At 59.6% G+C, this 15,957-nt stretch carries 12 protein-coding genes; all 12 read right to left on the reverse strand.

Annotated features, from left to right (window positions below; genetic code table 11):
- Positions 1-35: 35 nt before the first annotated feature.
- The gene (locus tag F617_RS0108120; RefSeq protein ID WP_019564992.1) at positions 36-1,559 is read right to left on the reverse strand and encodes a glycerol-3-phosphate dehydrogenase; all 1,524 of its coding nucleotides are present in this window, start codon (positions 1,557-1,559) and stop codon (positions 36-38) included.
- Positions 1,560-1,667: 108 nt separating this feature from the next.
- Positions 1,668-2,441, reverse strand: a complete 774-nt coding sequence (locus tag F617_RS0108125) for a DeoR/GlpR family DNA-binding transcription regulator (RefSeq protein WP_003511588.1) — start codon at positions 2,439-2,441, stop codon at positions 1,668-1,670.
- 141 nt (positions 2,442-2,582) lie between these two features.
- Positions 2,583-4,061 (reverse strand): siroheme synthase CysG, encoded by a 1,479-nt coding sequence (gene cysG, locus F617_RS0108130; protein WP_019564993.1) that lies wholly within the window; start codon positions 4,059-4,061, stop codon positions 2,583-2,585.
- Positions 4,033-6,681 carry a nitrate reductase gene (locus F617_RS0108135; RefSeq protein ID WP_019564994.1) on the reverse strand — a complete coding sequence of 883 codons (2,649 nt, stop codon included), beginning with the start codon at positions 6,679-6,681 and terminating at the stop codon, positions 4,033-4,035. Before F617_RS0108135 ends, cysG begins: the two co-directional genes overlap by 29 nt.
- A gap of 214 nt (positions 6,682-6,895) precedes the next feature.
- On the reverse strand, positions 6,896-7,231 hold the full coding sequence (nirD, locus tag F617_RS0108145; RefSeq protein WP_003511593.1) for a nitrite reductase small subunit NirD: 336 nt from the start codon (positions 7,229-7,231) through the stop codon (positions 6,896-6,898).
- A gap of 5 nt (positions 7,232-7,236) precedes the next feature.
- Entirely contained in the window at positions 7,237-9,684 is a 2,448-nt protein-coding gene (gene nirB / locus F617_RS0108150; protein ID WP_019564996.1) for a nitrite reductase large subunit NirB, read from the reverse strand.
- A gap of 5 nt (positions 9,685-9,689) precedes the next feature.
- Positions 9,690-10,487 carry an ABC transporter ATP-binding protein gene (locus F617_RS0108155; protein ID WP_003511595.1) on the reverse strand — a complete coding sequence of 266 codons (798 nt, stop codon included), beginning with the start codon at positions 10,485-10,487 and terminating at the stop codon, positions 9,690-9,692.
- Positions 10,488-10,500: 13 nt separating this feature from the next.
- Positions 10,501-11,394 (reverse strand): nitrate ABC transporter permease, encoded by an 894-nt coding sequence (gene ntrB / locus F617_RS0108160; protein ID WP_003511597.1) that lies wholly within the window; start codon positions 11,392-11,394, stop codon positions 10,501-10,503.
- Between the two features lie 112 nt (positions 11,395-11,506).
- On the reverse strand, positions 11,507-12,799 hold the full coding sequence (locus F617_RS0108165; RefSeq protein WP_019564997.1) for a CmpA/NrtA family ABC transporter substrate-binding protein: 1,293 nt from the start codon (positions 12,797-12,799) through the stop codon (positions 11,507-11,509).
- Positions 12,800-13,176: 377 nt separating this feature from the next.
- Positions 13,177-14,454, reverse strand: a complete 1,278-nt coding sequence (locus F617_RS0108170) for a CmpA/NrtA family ABC transporter substrate-binding protein (protein ID WP_019564998.1) — start codon at positions 14,452-14,454, stop codon at positions 13,177-13,179.
- Between the two features lie 36 nt (positions 14,455-14,490).
- Complete coding sequence (locus F617_RS0108175) at positions 14,491-15,078, reverse strand: ANTAR domain-containing response regulator (protein ID WP_013761946.1); 588 nt, start codon at positions 15,076-15,078, stop codon at positions 14,491-14,493.
- Positions 15,079-15,180: 102 nt separating this feature from the next.
- Positions 15,181-15,834 carry a GntR family transcriptional regulator gene (locus F617_RS0108180; protein ID WP_003511611.1) on the reverse strand — a complete coding sequence of 218 codons (654 nt, stop codon included), beginning with the start codon at positions 15,832-15,834 and terminating at the stop codon, positions 15,181-15,183.
- Between the last annotated feature and the right edge of the window lie 123 nt (positions 15,835-15,957).

The following is a 15,957-nucleotide window of genomic DNA, read 5'->3' on the forward strand; positions in this document are numbered from 1 at the left end:
GATCCAAAGCCTCCTCCGCTTTTTGATTCGGATCGTCAGATTGCCTTCAAGCGTCCACCTGCAATGTCATCGATATAATCCTCCAGCCCGCGCACCTCTTCTTGGGTAAAGAAAAGCCCCTGCTTGGTGCGGCGCCACAGAATATCCTCCGCCGTCAGCGCCCATTCCCGGGCCATCAGCCAGCGCACCTCGGCCTCATAAAGCGTGCCGCCGAAATGCCGTCCCAGCCCTGCCATGTCCCCGGCATTGCCAATAATCGACGCGGCGTCCGTTCCGTAGCAGCGGATGAGCCGCTTCGCATGCCGCTCATCGAGGAAAGGATAACGCGACCGCAGGGCCGTGACCTCTCCCGCATAAGCCTCGGCACCGAAATTTCCGCCCGGCAAATGTGAACCTGCCGTCCACGGCGAGCCCTTTTCACCCAGCGCATCACCGATTTTTTCAAGAGCATGTTCGGCAAGCCGCCGATAGGTGGTGAGCTTGCCACCGAAGATATTGAGAAGCGGTGCTTCGCCTTCAGCTCCTTCGGTTTTCAGCACATAATCGCGGGTTGCCTCCTGCGCCTTCGATGCGCCGTCGTCAAAGAGCGGCCGCACGCCGGAATAGGTCCAGACGATATCGGCCGACGTCACCGGTTCAGCGAAATATTCGCTCGCCGCGTTGCAAAGATAGCTGATCTCCTCGTCGCTGATCTTAACAGCCCGGGGGTCCGCGGTATAGTCGCGATCCGTCGTGCCGATCAGGGTAAAATCCTGCTCATAAGGGATTGCGAAGATGATGCGCCCGTCCGGGTTCTGGAAAAAATAGGCGCGCGGATCGGAAAACTTCTTGCGCACGATGATGTGGCTGCCCTGCACGAGGCGGACGTTGTGGACATTGTTTTTACCGAACGTCGCAGCCAGAACCTTGTCCACCCAGGGGCCTGCCGCATTTACCAGCATGCGCGCCCGGTAGGTCGCGGTTTCTCCGGCACCATTTTTCGTTTCGACCCGCCAGAAGGCGCCTTCGCGGCGTGCCGAAACGACCTGCGTGCGGTTGAGGATCAAGGCGCCGCGATCGGCGGCATCGCGGGCGTTCAGCACCACAAGACGGGCATCGTCCACCCAGCCGTCAGAATATTCGAAAGCCCGGGCAAAAATCGGCTTCAGCGGTTTCCCTGCGGGATCACGGCGCAGATCGAGCGAGCGGGTGGCGGGCAAAAGCTTGCGGCCGCCGAGATGGTCATAAAGAAAAAGCCCGAGACGCACGAGCCAGGCCGGGCGCACGCCGCCCTTCTGGAATGGCAGAACAAAGCGCATAGGCCAGATGATGTGCGGCGCCATGGCCCACAACACCTCGCGCTCCATCAGCGCTTCTCGCACCAGACGAAATTCGTAATGTTCGAGATAACGCAAACCGCCATGAATGAGCTTTGTGGCGGCCGAAGAGGTGCCGGAGGCAAAATCGTTCATTTCCGCAAGCGCAACGGAATAACCCCTGCCGACAGCGTCACGCGCGATGCCGCAGCCGTTGATGCCGCCGCCGATCACGAAAACATCGTGGATTGCCTCGTCAGACATGGACCCTCCCGCGCTTTCATCGACGCTCTCCTCATCGATATATTGAAAGCAAGGACATCTAATTTGAAGACAAAACGAATGTCAAACGAAATTCCGGGGCGGTTCGTATCAAGGCTCCCCAACCTCGGTTTCAATCAACCTGACGTCATGATCGGCACAGATGGATCGGATCGAATCGACCGGACAATGATCGGTAATGAAGGTGTGCACCTGTGAAAGATGGCCGATGCGCACCGGCGCCGTCCGCTCGAACTTCAGTGAATCCGATACAAGAATGACGTGGCGAGCGTTGGACATGATCGCCTGGGCAACCTTGACCTCGCGAAAGTCGAAATCCAGCAAAGCGCCGTCCTCATCGATCGCAGAAACGCCGATGACGGCGAAATCGACCTTGAACTGGCGGATAAAATCCACTGCGGCCTCACCGACGATGCCGCCATCGGAACCGCGCACGACGCCGCCAGCGATCACCACCTCGATGCCCGGAAAAACCCGTAACCTATTGGCAACATTAATATTGTTGGTGATGACCATCAGCTCGTGATGATCCGCCAGCGCTTCGCCCACCGCCTCGGTCGTCGTACCTATATTGATGAAAAGCGAGGAGTTGTTGGGGATGAGGGCAGCGGCAGCGGCGCCGATCGCCTGCTTTTCGGAGGAGGCGATCGCACGGCGTGCCTCGTATTTGACGTTTTCGTTGCCGCTCGGAAAAAGTGCGCCGCCATGGATGCGCGTCAGCACCCGCGTATCGCAGAGATCGTTGAGGTCCTTGCGGATCGTCTGTGGCGTTACCGAAAACCGCGTGGCCAACTCGTCCACCAGCACACGCCCGCTTGCTTTCGCCAGCGCAACGATTTCATCCTGACGCGGTGTGAGCATCATTTCAGCCTCCCTCCTCTTTCAATTTTTTCGTTTTATTGAAGAGCGAACGAAAAACCAATGTCAAGGGACGGTTTTGTGGCGCCGATCAGGTCCACTTGCGGAGGTATGCGAAAAACGTATCCGCACGGACCAGCAAGATTATTAGCCGGCTTTCTGAATTGACATCGGGACCGGCTCCGGCAGGCCGATCTCGGAAAACGCGGAGATTGCCGCACCAAACGCATCACCGATGCCGATCAATATAGGCTCGTTCACGCCCATTCGCTCAACCGCCGCAGCCAGTTGCACGAGCGAACCGCACCAGCGCTGCTCATTTTCGCGGCTGACGGAAATCATGATGGCGACGGGCGTCGAGGCCGGCATGCCATGCGCCAGAAGGGCTTCCTCGATGCTGGTAGCGGTTCGCCCGCCCATGTAAAAAACCGTGGTCACAGAAGGGTTCGACAGCGACTGCCAGTCGATATTCTCCGGCAGCTTGCCCTGTCTGGAGTGCCCGGTGACGAAGCGGACCGACTGGGCGTGATCGCGGTGGGTGAGGGAAACGCCGAGCCGCGAAGCCATGGCGCTTGCCGCGGTGATGCCGGGTACGATTTCGACCGGGATATTTTCAGCCTCCAGCGCCGCGATCTCCTCGCCGGCGCGTCCGAAAATCATCGGATCGCCGGATTTCAGCCGCACGACCCTTTTGCCGGCCTTGGCAAGGCGGATCATCATGTCGTTAATATCTTCCTGCTTGCAGCTTTCCCGGCCGCCGCGCTTGCCAACCAGCATGCGCTTCGCCTCCCGCCGCGCCAGTTCCAGCACCTCGGATGAAACGAGATCGTCGAACAGAATGACATCCGCCGCCTGCAGGGCGCGTACCGCTTTCAGCGTCAGCAGCTCGGCATCGCCCGGTCCGGCACCGACCAGCGTCACAAGGCCACGTCCCGATCCTCTCCGACCGGCCTGCGTGCCGATGTCTGTCAGCAGCCTTCCTTCGCTGCCCTCATCCAGCCTTTCGGTAAACGCTAGATCGACAAATTTCTCCCAGAATGATCGCCGCGCCGTGCCGGGCGCGAGGCGTATATTGACCCGCTCTCGGATGGTCTGGGCAAGCGCCCCCCAATCCTTGAGAGCGAGCGGCAGCAAAGTCTCGATGCGCCGGCGAATGGCCTGCGCCAGAATGGGTGCGGCGCCATCGGTGGAGATCGACACCACCACCGGCGAACGATTGACGATGGAGCCAAACTGGAACTGGCAGAATTCCGGCTTGTCGATGACATTGACAGGCACGCCGGCTGAGCGCGCGGCATTGTAAAATCTTCCCGCCTCTTCGTCGGTCTCACAATCCGCCAGCGCCAGTTCCGCGCCTTTGAAACTATCTGGACCCCAGGAACGGTCATGCCATGTCAGCATCTGGCTTGTCGAGACGAGCGCCGCAAAGCATTCCGAAAGCTCGCTTTCCTCGCAATAGAGGTGAAGTTCCGCCCCGCAGGCAAGCAGCAGTTCCGCTTTCCATGCGGCCCCATCCGATCCGCCCGCCAGCACCACGCGCTTGCCCTCAAGCCCCCAGAAGACCGGCAACTTGGCGAGCTTCTCCATGCGGTTCGGTTCATTCCGCTGCGGTTTTAAGGCATCCATCGATGATCCCCCTGATCTCGGCGCGGCAGGAGCCGCAATTGGTTCCGGCATTCAACGCAGCACCTATGGCTTCGACGCTGTGGCAGCCATTGCGGATCGAGACCGTGATCTGGTTGACCCCGACATTGAAGCAGGAGCAGACCGTCGCCCCCGGATCGGCGCGACCGGCACTGGGACGCCCGGCGACCAGCGCAAAACGCATGCGCAAATCCTCATGGCGTTCGTTCAGCTGTGAAATCGCCCAGTTGCGGGCAACGGCCACCGGCTCTCTGGCGACGAACAGCGCTGCCAGCAAGGTATTAACGTCGAAGAAAGCAAGCCGCAGATCGCCCGTCTGCCGGTCGCTGTAACCCAGAGGCTCAACCCTGATATCGATGCCGAAAACCCGTCGCGCCCAGAGCGTCCAGTCCTGCGGCTGTTCCTCGAAGGCAAGCTCCATGCGGTAGCCGCCATCCGCCTTCGCAACTGCCCAATAGGCGCAGTCCGGCGCATCAGGCCGGGTGCGGGCAATCGCAAATCCATAGGCTTTCGCTACAAAACGTCGTGCACTCACGCCGACATTCTTCGAAGCGGGTTGGCCGGAATGCGGGTCCGTGACCGCTGGCACGAGCATATCGATGCGGGCCTGCGAGGCGAACTGGTCGTTCCAGTGCATCGGCGCAAACACAGCTCCCCGTGCCTGCCTCGCGCTGACCAGAGCCCGCAGCAGGACCTTGCCGTGCGGGCTTTCAATCTCCACCAGATCGGCGCTTTCGATTCCCAGCAACTGTGCATCGCGCGGGTGAAGTTCGGCAAAGGGTTCAGCGATATGGGCAGTGAGCCGCGCGCTTTTGCCGGTGCGGGTCATGGTGTGCCATTGGTCGCGGATGCGGCCGGTGTTCAGCGTCAGCGGGTAGTCCGCCGATGTCCTGCGGGTCTCCGGCAGTGCCGTGGCGATGAAACGGGCCTTGCCATCCGCATGGAAAAAGCGGCCATCCGCGAAAAAGCGGGTATTGGCGGCTTCACCGGGTCCGGCTTTTGGCCATTGAAACGGTGTCATCGTATCGTAGGAATCACGGTCGATCCCGCCGATATCGAAATCGCGGCTTCCGGCGTTCTCGAAGCCGGAGAGAGCGGCATGCTCGGCGAAAACCTCAGAAGGTTGCCGGAAGCCGAAGGCGGCGTCAAAACCCATGCGCCGTCCAACTTCGGCGAATTGCCACCAGTCGGCCTTTGCTTCGCCGGGCGCGTCAAGAAAACCGCGCTGGCGGGAAATACGTCGTTCGGAATTGGTGACCGTGCCGTCCTTTTCCCCCCAGCCGAGCGATGGCAACAGCACATGGGCGTGGCGGGCGGTATCGGTATTGGCGATGAGATCGGACACCACGACAAAGGGACAGGCCTTGATAGCCTCTTCGACGGCACCGGCATCCGGCATGGAAACGACGGGGTTGGTGGCCATGATCCACAGCGCCTTGATGCGGCCATCGGCAACCGCCCGGAACATATCCACGGCCTTGAGGCCAGGCTTCTGCGCAATCGCCGGCGAGGCCCAGAAGCGCTGCACGCGGTCGCGGTCTTCAGCGCTCTCGATGGCCATATGGGCCGCCAGCATATTGGCAAGCCCGCCCACCTCGCGTCCGCCCATGGCGTTGGGCTGGCCGGTCAGCGAAAACGGCCCCATGCCCGGCCGGCCGATGCGGCCTGTGGCGAGATGGCAATTGATGATGGCGTTGACCTTGTCGGTGCCGCTTTGCGACTGGTTGACACCCTGACTGTAGCAGGTGACGGTTTTTTGCGTGCGTTCGAACAATTCGTAAAAGGAAATCAATTCCACGATTGTCAGACCGGTCTTGTCGGCAATCTCCGGCAGGCTGTGCCCGGTCGCTGCCTGCATCGCGGCATCGAGGCCTACAGTGTGGTTTCCAACATAAGCATTATCGAACGCGGAACTGCCGGAAAGATGGGCCAGAAGACCGGTAAACAGCGCCACATCTCCATCCGGGCGGATGGCGAGGTGCATATCGGCAATATCTGCGCTCATCGTCCGGCGCGGATCGATGACCACCACCTTCATGTCCGGCCGCGCCGCCTTTGCGGCAGCAAGCCGTTGATAGAGGACGGGATGACACCAGGCGAGATTGGATCCGGTGAGGATTACCAGATCGGCAAGCTCCATATCCTCATAGGTGCCGGGCACCGTATCGGCCCCGAAGGCGCGGCGATGGCCGGCGACCGAAGACGACATGCAAAGCCGTGAATTCGTATCGATATTGGCCGATCCGATGAAACCCTTCATCAGCTTGTTGGCGAGGTAATAATCCTCCGTCAGCAATTGGCCGGAAACGTAAAAGGCAACCGAATCCGGGCCGTGCTCGGAAATGGCCTCGGAAAATCTTGAAGCAACGAGTTGAAGCGCTTCGTCCCATGCCACCCGCTTTCCGTGGATTTCGGGATGGAGCAGCCGTCCGTCGAGGTCGATGGTCTCGGCCAGAGCCGAACCCTTGGAACACAGCCGGCCGAAATTGGCGGGGTGGTCCGGATCGCCTTTGACGGAAACGATGCCGTCATCGGCAACGGTGGCGATGACACCGCAGCCGACACCGCAATAGGGACAGGTGGTTTTCGTTTCAACGGGCATGGGTTTGCCCCCTGAGCAAGTGGCGTTCACCCCTCTCTGCCCTGCCGGACATCTGCCCCTCAAAAGGGTAGATCAATTGCGGCACCGGCTCTATTTCACAGCTTGCGTCTCCGACAACAGAGATGAAGCGAGAAGCGTGCCACTTGTCGATCTTGCCCCTCGAGGGGGAGATGTCCGGCAGGACAGAGGGGGGTATCGTCGCCAACATCTGATATCACTCCGCCGCAATCATCAAAGTTTCGAGCGCAATCGAAAGCCGCCCGTCGAGATTGCGGAGAGGAATGGTCCTCACCTCACCCTCATCCGCCCCCAACGCCTTGCCGGTCTCCAGCGAAATGACCCAATTGTGCAAAGGACATGTCACCGAAGCCCCGTGCACGATGCCCTGAGACAGCGGGCCGCCTTTGTGCGGGCAATGATCCTCGATGGCGAAGACCTGATTTTCAGCCGTGCGAAACACGGCGATCTTGCCCATAGGCGTTTTCACGCAGCGCGCGCCGCGCAGCGGGATGTCGGAAATGTCGCCAATATCGATCCAGTTGCTGTCCATCGTTCTCACTCCGCTGCCTCGTTGAAACCGATTGCCGCCATCGGCCTGAATTCGTGCTTGTCGTGGCCGGACACACGTTCCGACCAAGGATCGACCTGCGCGAATTTCTGGCTGAAGACGAAGCGGTCAAAATAGGCCCGGCGCTTGTCGGCATCGTCCATGATCTGGCGGCGGACTTCGTCGTAACCGATGCGCTTGGCCCATTTATAGATGCGCTCGAGGTAGCGCGCCTGCTCGCGGTACATCTGGGTCAACGCCACGATATGCTCCAGCGCCTCATCCTCGGTATGGACGAGGCCCAGCACTTCCGTACCCTTGATGTCGAGACCAGCGGCACCGGCGAAGTGGATTTCGAAACCGGAATCGACGCAGATGACGCCGATATCCTTGCATGTCGCCTCAGCGCAGTTTCGCGGACAGCCGGAAACGGCAAGCTTCAGCTTGGCGGGCGTCCATGAGCCCCACATGAATTTTTCGATACGGATGCCGAGGCCGGTGGAATCCTGCGTGCCGAAGCGGCACCATTGTTCTCCAACGCAGGTCTTCACGGTGCGAAGCCCCTTGGCATAGGCCTGGCCGGAAATGAAACCGGCCTTGCCGAGATCGGCCCAGACCGCCGGCAAATCCTCCTTCTCGATGCCGAGAAGATCGATGCGTTGCCCGCCTGTCACCTTCACCATCGGGATTTCGAACTTGTCGACCACATCCGCAATCGCCCGCAGTTCGGAGGAAGATGTGACGCCGCCCCACATGCGCGGAACGACGGAATAGGTGCCGTCCTTCTGGATATTGGCATGGACGCGCTCATTGATATAACGCGACTGGTAGTCGTCGGCATATTCGTCGGGAAAATCGCAAACGAGATAGTAGTTGAGCGCCGGTCTGCACTTGGCGCAGCCGCAGGAGGTCTTCCATTCCAGTTCCTGCATCACGGCGGGAATGGTCTTCAGGCTCTTGGCCTTGATGAGACGGCGCACATCATCGTGGCCGAGATCTGTGCATTTGCACATGGGCTGCACGGCAGCGGGATTGTAGCTGTCGCCAAGCGTCAGCGTCATGAGCTGTTCGACAAGGCCGGTGCAATTGCCGCAGGAGGCGGATGCCTTGGTATGGGCGCGCACATCATCCAGCGAGGTCAGCCCCTTCGAGGTGATGACCGAGGTGATCTTGCCCTTGCAGACGCCGTTGCAGCCGCAGATTTCCGCATCATCCGGCAAGGCTGCAACGGCCGCCATAGGGTCCAGCGGGGACCCTCCCTGATAGGCCTGGCCGAAGATCAGGGTTTCGCGCATGGCGGAAATGTCGGTCGATTTCTTCATCAGGTCGAAGAACCACGAACCATCCGCCGTCTCGCCGTAAAGAACCGCGCCGATGATGCGATTTTCCTTGAGGATCAGGCGCTTGTAGACACCGGCGGTGGCATCGCGCAGCACGATTTCCTCGCGGTCGTCGCCCTCGGCAAAATCGCCGGCGGAAAACAGGTTGATGCCGGTGACCTTCAGTTTGGTATTGGTGACAGACCCATGATACTCGGCTGAACCGCCGCAAAGCCGGTCCGCCAGCACCCGCGCAGATTCATAAAGCGGCGCGACCAGCCCGTAGCACATGCCGCGATGCTCGGCGCATTCGCCAAGCGCATATATCGAGGCATCCGACGTCATCATGCCATCATCCACGACGATGCCGCGATTGACGGCGATGCCGGCTTCCTTGGCGAGACCCGAGGCGGGACGGATGCCGACCGCCATCACCACCATGTCGCCTTTAACGACGCGACCGTCTTCCAACTCGATGCCTTCGACCTTCTCCGCGCCGAGAATGCATTTGGTATTGGCCTTGGTGATGATGTCGATGCCGCGCTCGTTTAGCGCCTTTTCCAGAAGATAGGCCGCTGCCGGATCGAGCTGCCGCTCCATGATCGTCGGCATCAGATGGATGACGGTGACGTCCATTCCCTGGCGCTTCAGCCCATAAGCTGCTTCCAGACCCAGAAGGCCGGCGCCGATGACGATGGCGCGACCCTTGCCTTCGGCGATTTCAAGCATCTTCGTGACATCGTCGAGATCGCGATAGGCGAGAACGCCCGGCAATTGATGGCCAGGGACGGGAATGATGAAGGGCAGGGAACCGGTGGCGATCACCAGCCTGTCGTAGGAAACGGTGATGCCGTTTTCGCTGGTTACGGTCTTGTTGTCGCGGTCGATGCCGGTGACCTTGGCGCCCTTGTGCAGCGTCACATTGTTGGCCGCGTACCATTCGTCATTGTGGATGACGATATCTTCATAGCTCTTTTCGCCTGAGAGTACTGGCGAGAGCATGATGCGGTCGTAATTGACGCGCGGCTCGGCGTTGAAAATGGTGACGTCGTAGAGGCCGGGGGCGGTTTCGAAAAGGTTTTCCAGCATGCGCCCCGGCGCCATGCCATTGCCGATGATGACGAGTTTTTGCGCCATAGTGGTTACTCCGCAGCTTCGACGAAGCGGTGACGTTCGTAAAGGAACTTCAGCACGGCCTCGCGGCATTTGAGGTAGGTCTTGTCGGATGCAAGCTCGATGCGGTTGCGCGGGCGCGGCAGCGGCACGTCAAGCACTTCGCCGATATGGGCGGCGGGACCGTTGGTCATCATTACGATACGGTCGGACAGCAGCACCGCCTCATCCACATCGTGGGTGATCATGACCATGGTGTTGCCAAGCCGGGCGTGGATTTCCATCACGGCGTCCTGAAGGTGGGCGCGAGTCAGCGCATCCAGTGCGCCGAAAGGCTCGTCCAGCAGCAGGATTTTCGGCTCCATGGCGAGCGCCCGGGCGATGCCGACGCGCTGTTTCATGCCACCGGAAATTTCAGACGGTTTCTTGTCCTTGGCATGGGCCATCTGCACGAGATCCAGATTGCGCATGACCCAGTCGTGGCGTTCCGCTTTGGTCTTGGTACTGCTGAAGACCTTCGCGACGGCCAGGTTGACGTTTTCATAAACCGAAAGCCAGGGGAGCAGGCTGTGGTTCTGGAATACGACGGCGCGTTCCGGGCCAGGTTCGTTGACCTCGCGGTTTTCCAGAAGCACGACGCCTGCTGAGACTTTGGTCAGCCCGGCGATGAGGTTGAGCATGGTGGACTTGCCGCAGCCGGAATGCCCGATGACTGAGACGAATTCGCCCTTGCCGATGGTCAGGTTGATGCCTTTCAGCACCTCGGCGCGCGAACCGCCCTTGTCGAAATATTTGTCGATATGATCGAGTTTCAGATAAGCGTTCATAATGGTCGCCCTTTTAGTTGGCCGCAGCGCCGCGGGTGATGACCTTGCCGAGCGCCGCTACCAGCTTGTCGAGCATGAAGCCGACAACGCCGATGTAAGCGAGTGCCACGATGATGTCGGGCAGGCGCGAGGAGTTCCACGCATCCCAGATGAAGAAGCCGATACCGACGCCGCCGGTCAGCATTTCCGCCGCCACGATGGCGAGCCAGGAGAGGCCGATGCCTATGCGCAGGCCGGTGAAGATGTAGGGGGCGGCCGACGGCAGCATGATCTTGAAGAAGAATTCGATCTGGTTGAGCCGCAGCACCTTCGCAACGTTGCGATAATCCTGCGGAATGTTGCGCACGCCGACCGCCGTATTGATGATGACGGGCCAGATGGAGGTGATGAAGATCACGAAAATGGCCGACGGATTGCTGTCCTGAAAGGCGGCAAGTGAAAGCGGCAGCCAGGCGAGCGGCGGCACGGTGCGCAGGACCTGAAAAATCGGGTCGAGGCCGCGCATTGCCCAGACCGACTGGCCGATGACCGCACCGAGAATGATGCCGGCGATAGCCGCAAGGCCGAAACCGTATGCCACGCGCTCCAGCGAGACCAGCACGCGCAAGCCGAGGCCGATATCCTGCGAACCATTATGGAAGAACGGCGATACGATGAGATCGTAGCTTTCCTCGAATACCTGGCTTGGCGGCGGCAGGGACGAGCCGGGGGCGGAACAGAGCATTTGCCAGACGCCCAGCAGAACGGCGAGGACGACAAATGGCGGTATGATATTGCGGGCCGCCGCAGCACCCAGTTTACGCAGATTGAACCGCGAGGGATGTTTGGGCGGAAGGGTCACGACGTTTGCCTTTTGTACCACCGGTTGCTGCGGCTGTTCCTTGAAATTTCGAGCCAATGCGGACATGGCGTTTCCTTTGGATTTCGGTTGCGGTCAGGGTCTCGCCCCTCATCCGGCCTTTGGTGTCCATCATTAAATGGCAACCCGGCGGAGGAGGGGCGACACCCGTGTCTCCTCCTCAGGAGGCTGCCTTGATGGAAAGACTTTCGAGATAGGCCGACGGGTTTTCCGGGTCGAAGACCTTGCCGTCAAAGAAGGTTTCCTTGCCGCGCGACGTGGAGGCGGGAATATCGGCAACACCGAGATCCTTTGCAGCGTCGCGCCAGATGTCCTCACGGTTGACCTTGGCAACCAGCGCCTTCACGTCCGTATCGGGTGCAAATTTACCCCAGCGGATGTTTTCCGTGATGAACCAGCTGTCGTGGCTGCGGAAGGGATAGGACGCGTGATCCTGCCAGAACTTCATCTGCAGACCGGTATTTTCCAGCACGCGGCCGTTGCCGTAATTGATATTGCCCTTGAGGCGGCCAAGAACGTCCTTCGGTGGCACGTTGAACCATTGGCGCTTGCCGAGGATCGTGGACATCTCCTCCTTGTTCGCCATCTCATCGCACCATTGCTGGGCCTCCATCACGGCCATCAGCAATGCCTTGGTGGCGTTGGGGTTCTTTTCCACCCAGTCGGCGCGCATGCCGAGCGCCTTCTCGGGATGCCCTTTCCAGAGTTCCCCGGTGGTACAGGCAGTGAAGCCGATGCCCTGATTGACGAGTTGCTCGTTCCAGGGTTCGCCCACACAGAAGACGTCCATATTGCCGACCTTCATGTTGGCGACCATTTGCGGCGGCGGAACGACGATGGTGGAGACGTCCTTGTCCGGGTCGATGCCGCCGGCGGCCAGCCAATAGCGGATCCACAGATCATGCGTGCCGCCGGGAAATGTCATGGCAGCCTTTATTTCCTTGCCTTCTGCCTTCTTCTTCTCGAAAGCTGCCTTCAGCTTGGACGCGTCGAGCTGAACGCCGGTTTCAGCATATTCCTTGGCGACGGAAATACCCTGGCTGTCGAGATTGAGGCGGGCGATAAGCGCCATCGGCACAGGCACGTTGTTCTGCGTCACCTTGCCGGTATGCATGAGATAGGGCATCGGGGTCAGGATATGCGCGCCATCAATGCCGTTCGATGCGCCGCCGAGCACGAGATTGTCACGTGTCGCACCCCAGGATGCCTGTTTGAGAACCTCGACATCCGGCATGCCATGCTTGGCGAACAGTCCCTTTTCCGCCGCGATGATAAGCGGGGCGGCGTCGGTCAGCGCGATGAAGCCGATTTTCGCGCCCTTCACTTCCGGCTCAGCCGTGGCTGCGAAAGCGCCTGACGGAAAAGCGGTGCGCACGGCGGTAACAAGGGCTGCGGTGGCTGTCGTCTTCAGTATGGTGCGGCGGCTGACATCGCCCGAGAATATCTTTTTCATTCGCATCTTCCCCTTATTGGACCACCGCACGGGTGGCGCGTTCGCTTGCGAAAAAACCTGAAAATAAAAAAAACGCCGCTCGGTGTTTGCGCCTTCGGAACGGGAGGTGTTCCGGGCAGCAAAACCTTGCGACGTCTATGTCTGTGAAAGCGCTTATGCCGCGCCCTGCTCGCCCCGATCGCCGTTGACCAGTGCAAAGACGAAGACGCAAGAGGCGTGCCAGTTTTACTTGTGGAAGCTATCGCCTTGGAAAAAAACGGAATTTCCGAGATTGGATCGGACGATTAAATTTTAATCAGTAGAAATTTTGTCTATGGTTTGCGCAGATGGATAAATTCCGAGCTTGAAATTTGCGCAGCTTGCCCGGCCGACGGCTGTCAGACCTCGCCTTGGGAGATGGAAAACGGGGCAGAACTGCGCACGGAAAAGCCATTCACATAGCCAGCAATGTCTGCGGGATCGAAAACAAAACCGTCCACGAACCGGTCACCCGCCTCCTGCCCTTCGACTCGAATATCGGCATCATCTGGCGCATTGGCATCGCCCAGTGCCGCCCGATAAATATCTGGACGGTAAGCGGACAGGGTGGCCTCCACACCACCTTGCGAAAACTCCGTCTGCCCCCAGCGGATCATCTGGCTGTAAATCCACAATGCCTGGCTCTGGCGCGGATAATTGGCATGGCCGCCGTGGAAGAGGAAATATTTGTCGATGACCCGGCGGTTGCCATGGCTGTCGATGTTGAATTCACCGGCAAGCACATGGCGGATGATGCTTTGCGGCGCACCGATATAACGCGGATCGGCAAGTGTCCTGCTCAGATCATCGTGATTTTCCGCAAGGTCGCACCAACGTGCGGCGGCATCGAGCGCCGTCAACAGCCGGCTGACCGTTTCCTGCTGGTTTTCGGCCCATTCAGGCCGCATCCCGATCACTTTTTCCGGCGCAGACGGCCACAAATCCTGCTTGGCAGCGACGATCCTGCCTACACCGCGCTCGGCAGCAACGATGTTCCACGGCGCACCGACACAGAAACCATCGATGGCGCCCGCCGCCAATGCATCCGACGTCAATGGCGGTGGTACGACCACCAGTTTGACGTCGTGATCGGGATGAATGCCACCAGCGGCGAGCCAATAGCGAAATTCGTAATTGTGCGAGGAAAACGGGTAGGTCATGCCGAGCGTCGGTGTAGCTTCGCCCCGCGCTCGCATGTCATCCAGCACCTGCTTTAAGGCCTTCGCATTTTCCAGCGCCCCCGCCGTTTCGGAAAGCCCCGTCAACGCCCTCATCCGGGCAAAAAGCCGCGTCGAAAGCGTTATCGCATTGCCGCCGCGCCCAAGTGAAAACGGCGTGATCGTCGGCGAAGGGTTGGAGCCGAGTCCGAGCATGGAGGCAACGGGCATCGGCGACAGCATATGGGCAATGTCGAATTGCCGGAATGCCAGCCGGTCGCGCACATTCGCCCAGGACACATCCTTGACGAGATCGAGCGTCAGGCCTTCGCGCTCGGCAAAGCCGAATTCCGCCGCAGCAATGAGGACGGACGCATCGACAAGAGGAATAAAACCTGCCCGCAGGATTTTTTGCCGGTCGCTGCCAACAATTGCCGGCGCGCCCGCTTTTGAACCGGCCGATTTTTCCTGTGCCGCCATATCATACACTCCTCGACTGTCCCGCCGGCGGGTTCGTTACATCAACAGACCGGCCGCGGTGACCACGCTTTGCGCGATCTCGGATATTTTCTTTTTCTCGTTCATCGCCGTTTGCCGCAGAAGCGCAAAAGCCTCCTCTTCGGACAGGCCACGCATTTTCATCAAAATGCCTTTGGCGCGCTCGATGACCTTGCGCTCCTCAAGCGCCGATTTTGCTTCGGCAAGTTCCTGTCGCAGACGGCTGAAAGCGTTGAAGCGGCTGACCGCCATATCGAGGATGGGTTTGACGCGCTCTTTCTTCAGCCCGTCAACGACATAGGCGGAAACACCGGCCTCAACGGCCGCCTCGATGGACGCGGTATCGGAGCGGTCGACAAACATGGCGATCGGCCGGCCGACCGTGCGTGTCAACTGAAACAGATGCTCCATCATGTCGCGGTTGGGATTTTCAAGGTCGATGAAGATGACATCGGGCTGCAGCGTCTCGATGGTCCGCGCCACGCCGTGCACCTCATGGATGACCGTCACGCGATGATACCCGGCCTCGCGCAGCCCCTCCTCGATGATCGAGGCGCGGATCGCGTTTTCGTCTATAACGAGAATGGTGAGGTCGCGAAGCGTCATGTCGGCATTGATGACGCACCGCAACAAACTTGGCAATCAGGCGCCGATATAAAAATGGAGCGGACGTGAAAGGGACGTTTTCATCCCGCTCCGCCTGATTTCTCAGGACGCACGTTCGAGCGCCTTCAAAACCGTCCGCTCGGAAAGATTGAGATAGATTTCCATCTCGTCACCGGCCTCAGCCGCCTTGCCCTCTTCCATCAGTGACAGGATCTTGCTGTTCATGTCCACAAAGGGGGAATGGAGCTGTTCCGGGTCTTTCAGCAGGCCGAAACAAAGCCTGAGCTCAGCGGCGATTCGCTCGTAAAAATCGCTGAGACGAGCGCTGTCGAGAAGGTCGACCACGGCGGCGTGAAACTTCATGTTGGCGCTGCCCACGCCTAACCAGTCTGCCTGGTCGCGCTTTATCCTGGCATCATCGACCGCCGTGCGCATTGTGCGGATGGCCGGGTGCTTGTGCCAGGCCTGACGCAGCGCCCCGCATTCCACCATGCGCCGCACCCTGTAAATATCAATCACCGAAGCCAGGGTGGGAACGGCGACAAAAACGCCGCGATTGGCCTCGTGACGCAGCAGACCATCCTTGGTCAGGAGACGAAAGGCTTCACGCAGCGAATTGCGGGAGACCTCGAAACGTTCGCTGAAGGCTGCTTCCGAAAGACGCTGGCCCGGCATCAGTTCACCGGAGATCAGCAGGGTGCGAATACCCTTTGCCAATCGATCCGCAAGCGGCAGACCCTCTATCGTTTCCGTCATGGCGCTTTCCTTAAGAGCAATGCAACATTGGGAATTCCGTGACAGGCATGTTCGGACACGGCATGATTGCCCATAGCACAAAGCTTCAGCAAAGCGCCAAAAAAACGTGATGAATTCATACTC

Origin of the sequence: Agrobacterium sp. 10MFCol1.1 (assembly GCF_000381165.1) — a bacterium.
Taxonomy (GTDB): Bacteria; Pseudomonadota; Alphaproteobacteria; order Rhizobiales; family Rhizobiaceae; genus Agrobacterium; species Agrobacterium tumefaciens.

What these genes read in the sequence shown, in the direction of transcription:
- F617_RS0108120 (WP_019564992.1), bottom strand. Translation starts at nt 1,559, where the DNA reads ATGTCTGACGAGGCAATCCACGATGTTTTCGTGATCGGCGGCGGCATC.
- F617_RS0108125 (WP_003511588.1), bottom strand. Translation starts at nt 2,441, where the DNA reads ATGATGCTCACACCGCGTCAGGATGAAATCGTTGCGCTGGCGAAAGCA.
- cysG (WP_019564993.1), bottom strand. Translation starts at nt 4,061, where the DNA reads ATGGATGCCTTAAAACCGCAGCGGAATGAACCGAACCGCATGGAGAAG.
- F617_RS0108135 (WP_019564994.1), bottom strand. Translation starts at nt 6,681, where the DNA reads ATGCCCGTTGAAACGAAAACCACCTGTCCCTATTGCGGTGTCGGCTGC.
- nirD (WP_003511593.1), bottom strand. Translation starts at nt 7,231, where the DNA reads ATGGACAGCAACTGGATCGATATTGGCGACATTTCCGACATCCCGCTG.
- nirB (WP_019564996.1), bottom strand. Translation starts at nt 9,684, where the DNA reads ATGGCGCAAAAACTCGTCATCATCGGCAATGGCATGGCGCCGGGGCGC.
- F617_RS0108155 (WP_003511595.1), bottom strand. Translation starts at nt 10,487, where the DNA reads ATGAACGCTTATCTGAAACTCGATCATATCGACAAATATTTCGACAAG.
- ntrB (WP_003511597.1), bottom strand. Translation starts at nt 11,394, where the DNA reads ATGTCCGCATTGGCTCGAAATTTCAAGGAACAGCCGCAGCAACCGGTG.
- F617_RS0108165 (WP_019564997.1), bottom strand. Translation starts at nt 12,799, where the DNA reads ATGAAAAAGATATTCTCGGGCGATGTCAGCCGCCGCACCATACTGAAG.
- F617_RS0108170 (WP_019564998.1), bottom strand. Translation starts at nt 14,454, where the DNA reads ATGGCGGCACAGGAAAAATCGGCCGGTTCAAAAGCGGGCGCGCCGGCA.
- F617_RS0108175 (WP_013761946.1), bottom strand. Translation starts at nt 15,078, where the DNA reads ATGACGCTTCGCGACCTCACCATTCTCGTTATAGACGAAAACGCGATC.
- F617_RS0108180 (WP_003511611.1), bottom strand. Translation starts at nt 15,834, where the DNA reads ATGACGGAAACGATAGAGGGTCTGCCGCTTGCGGATCGATTGGCAAAG.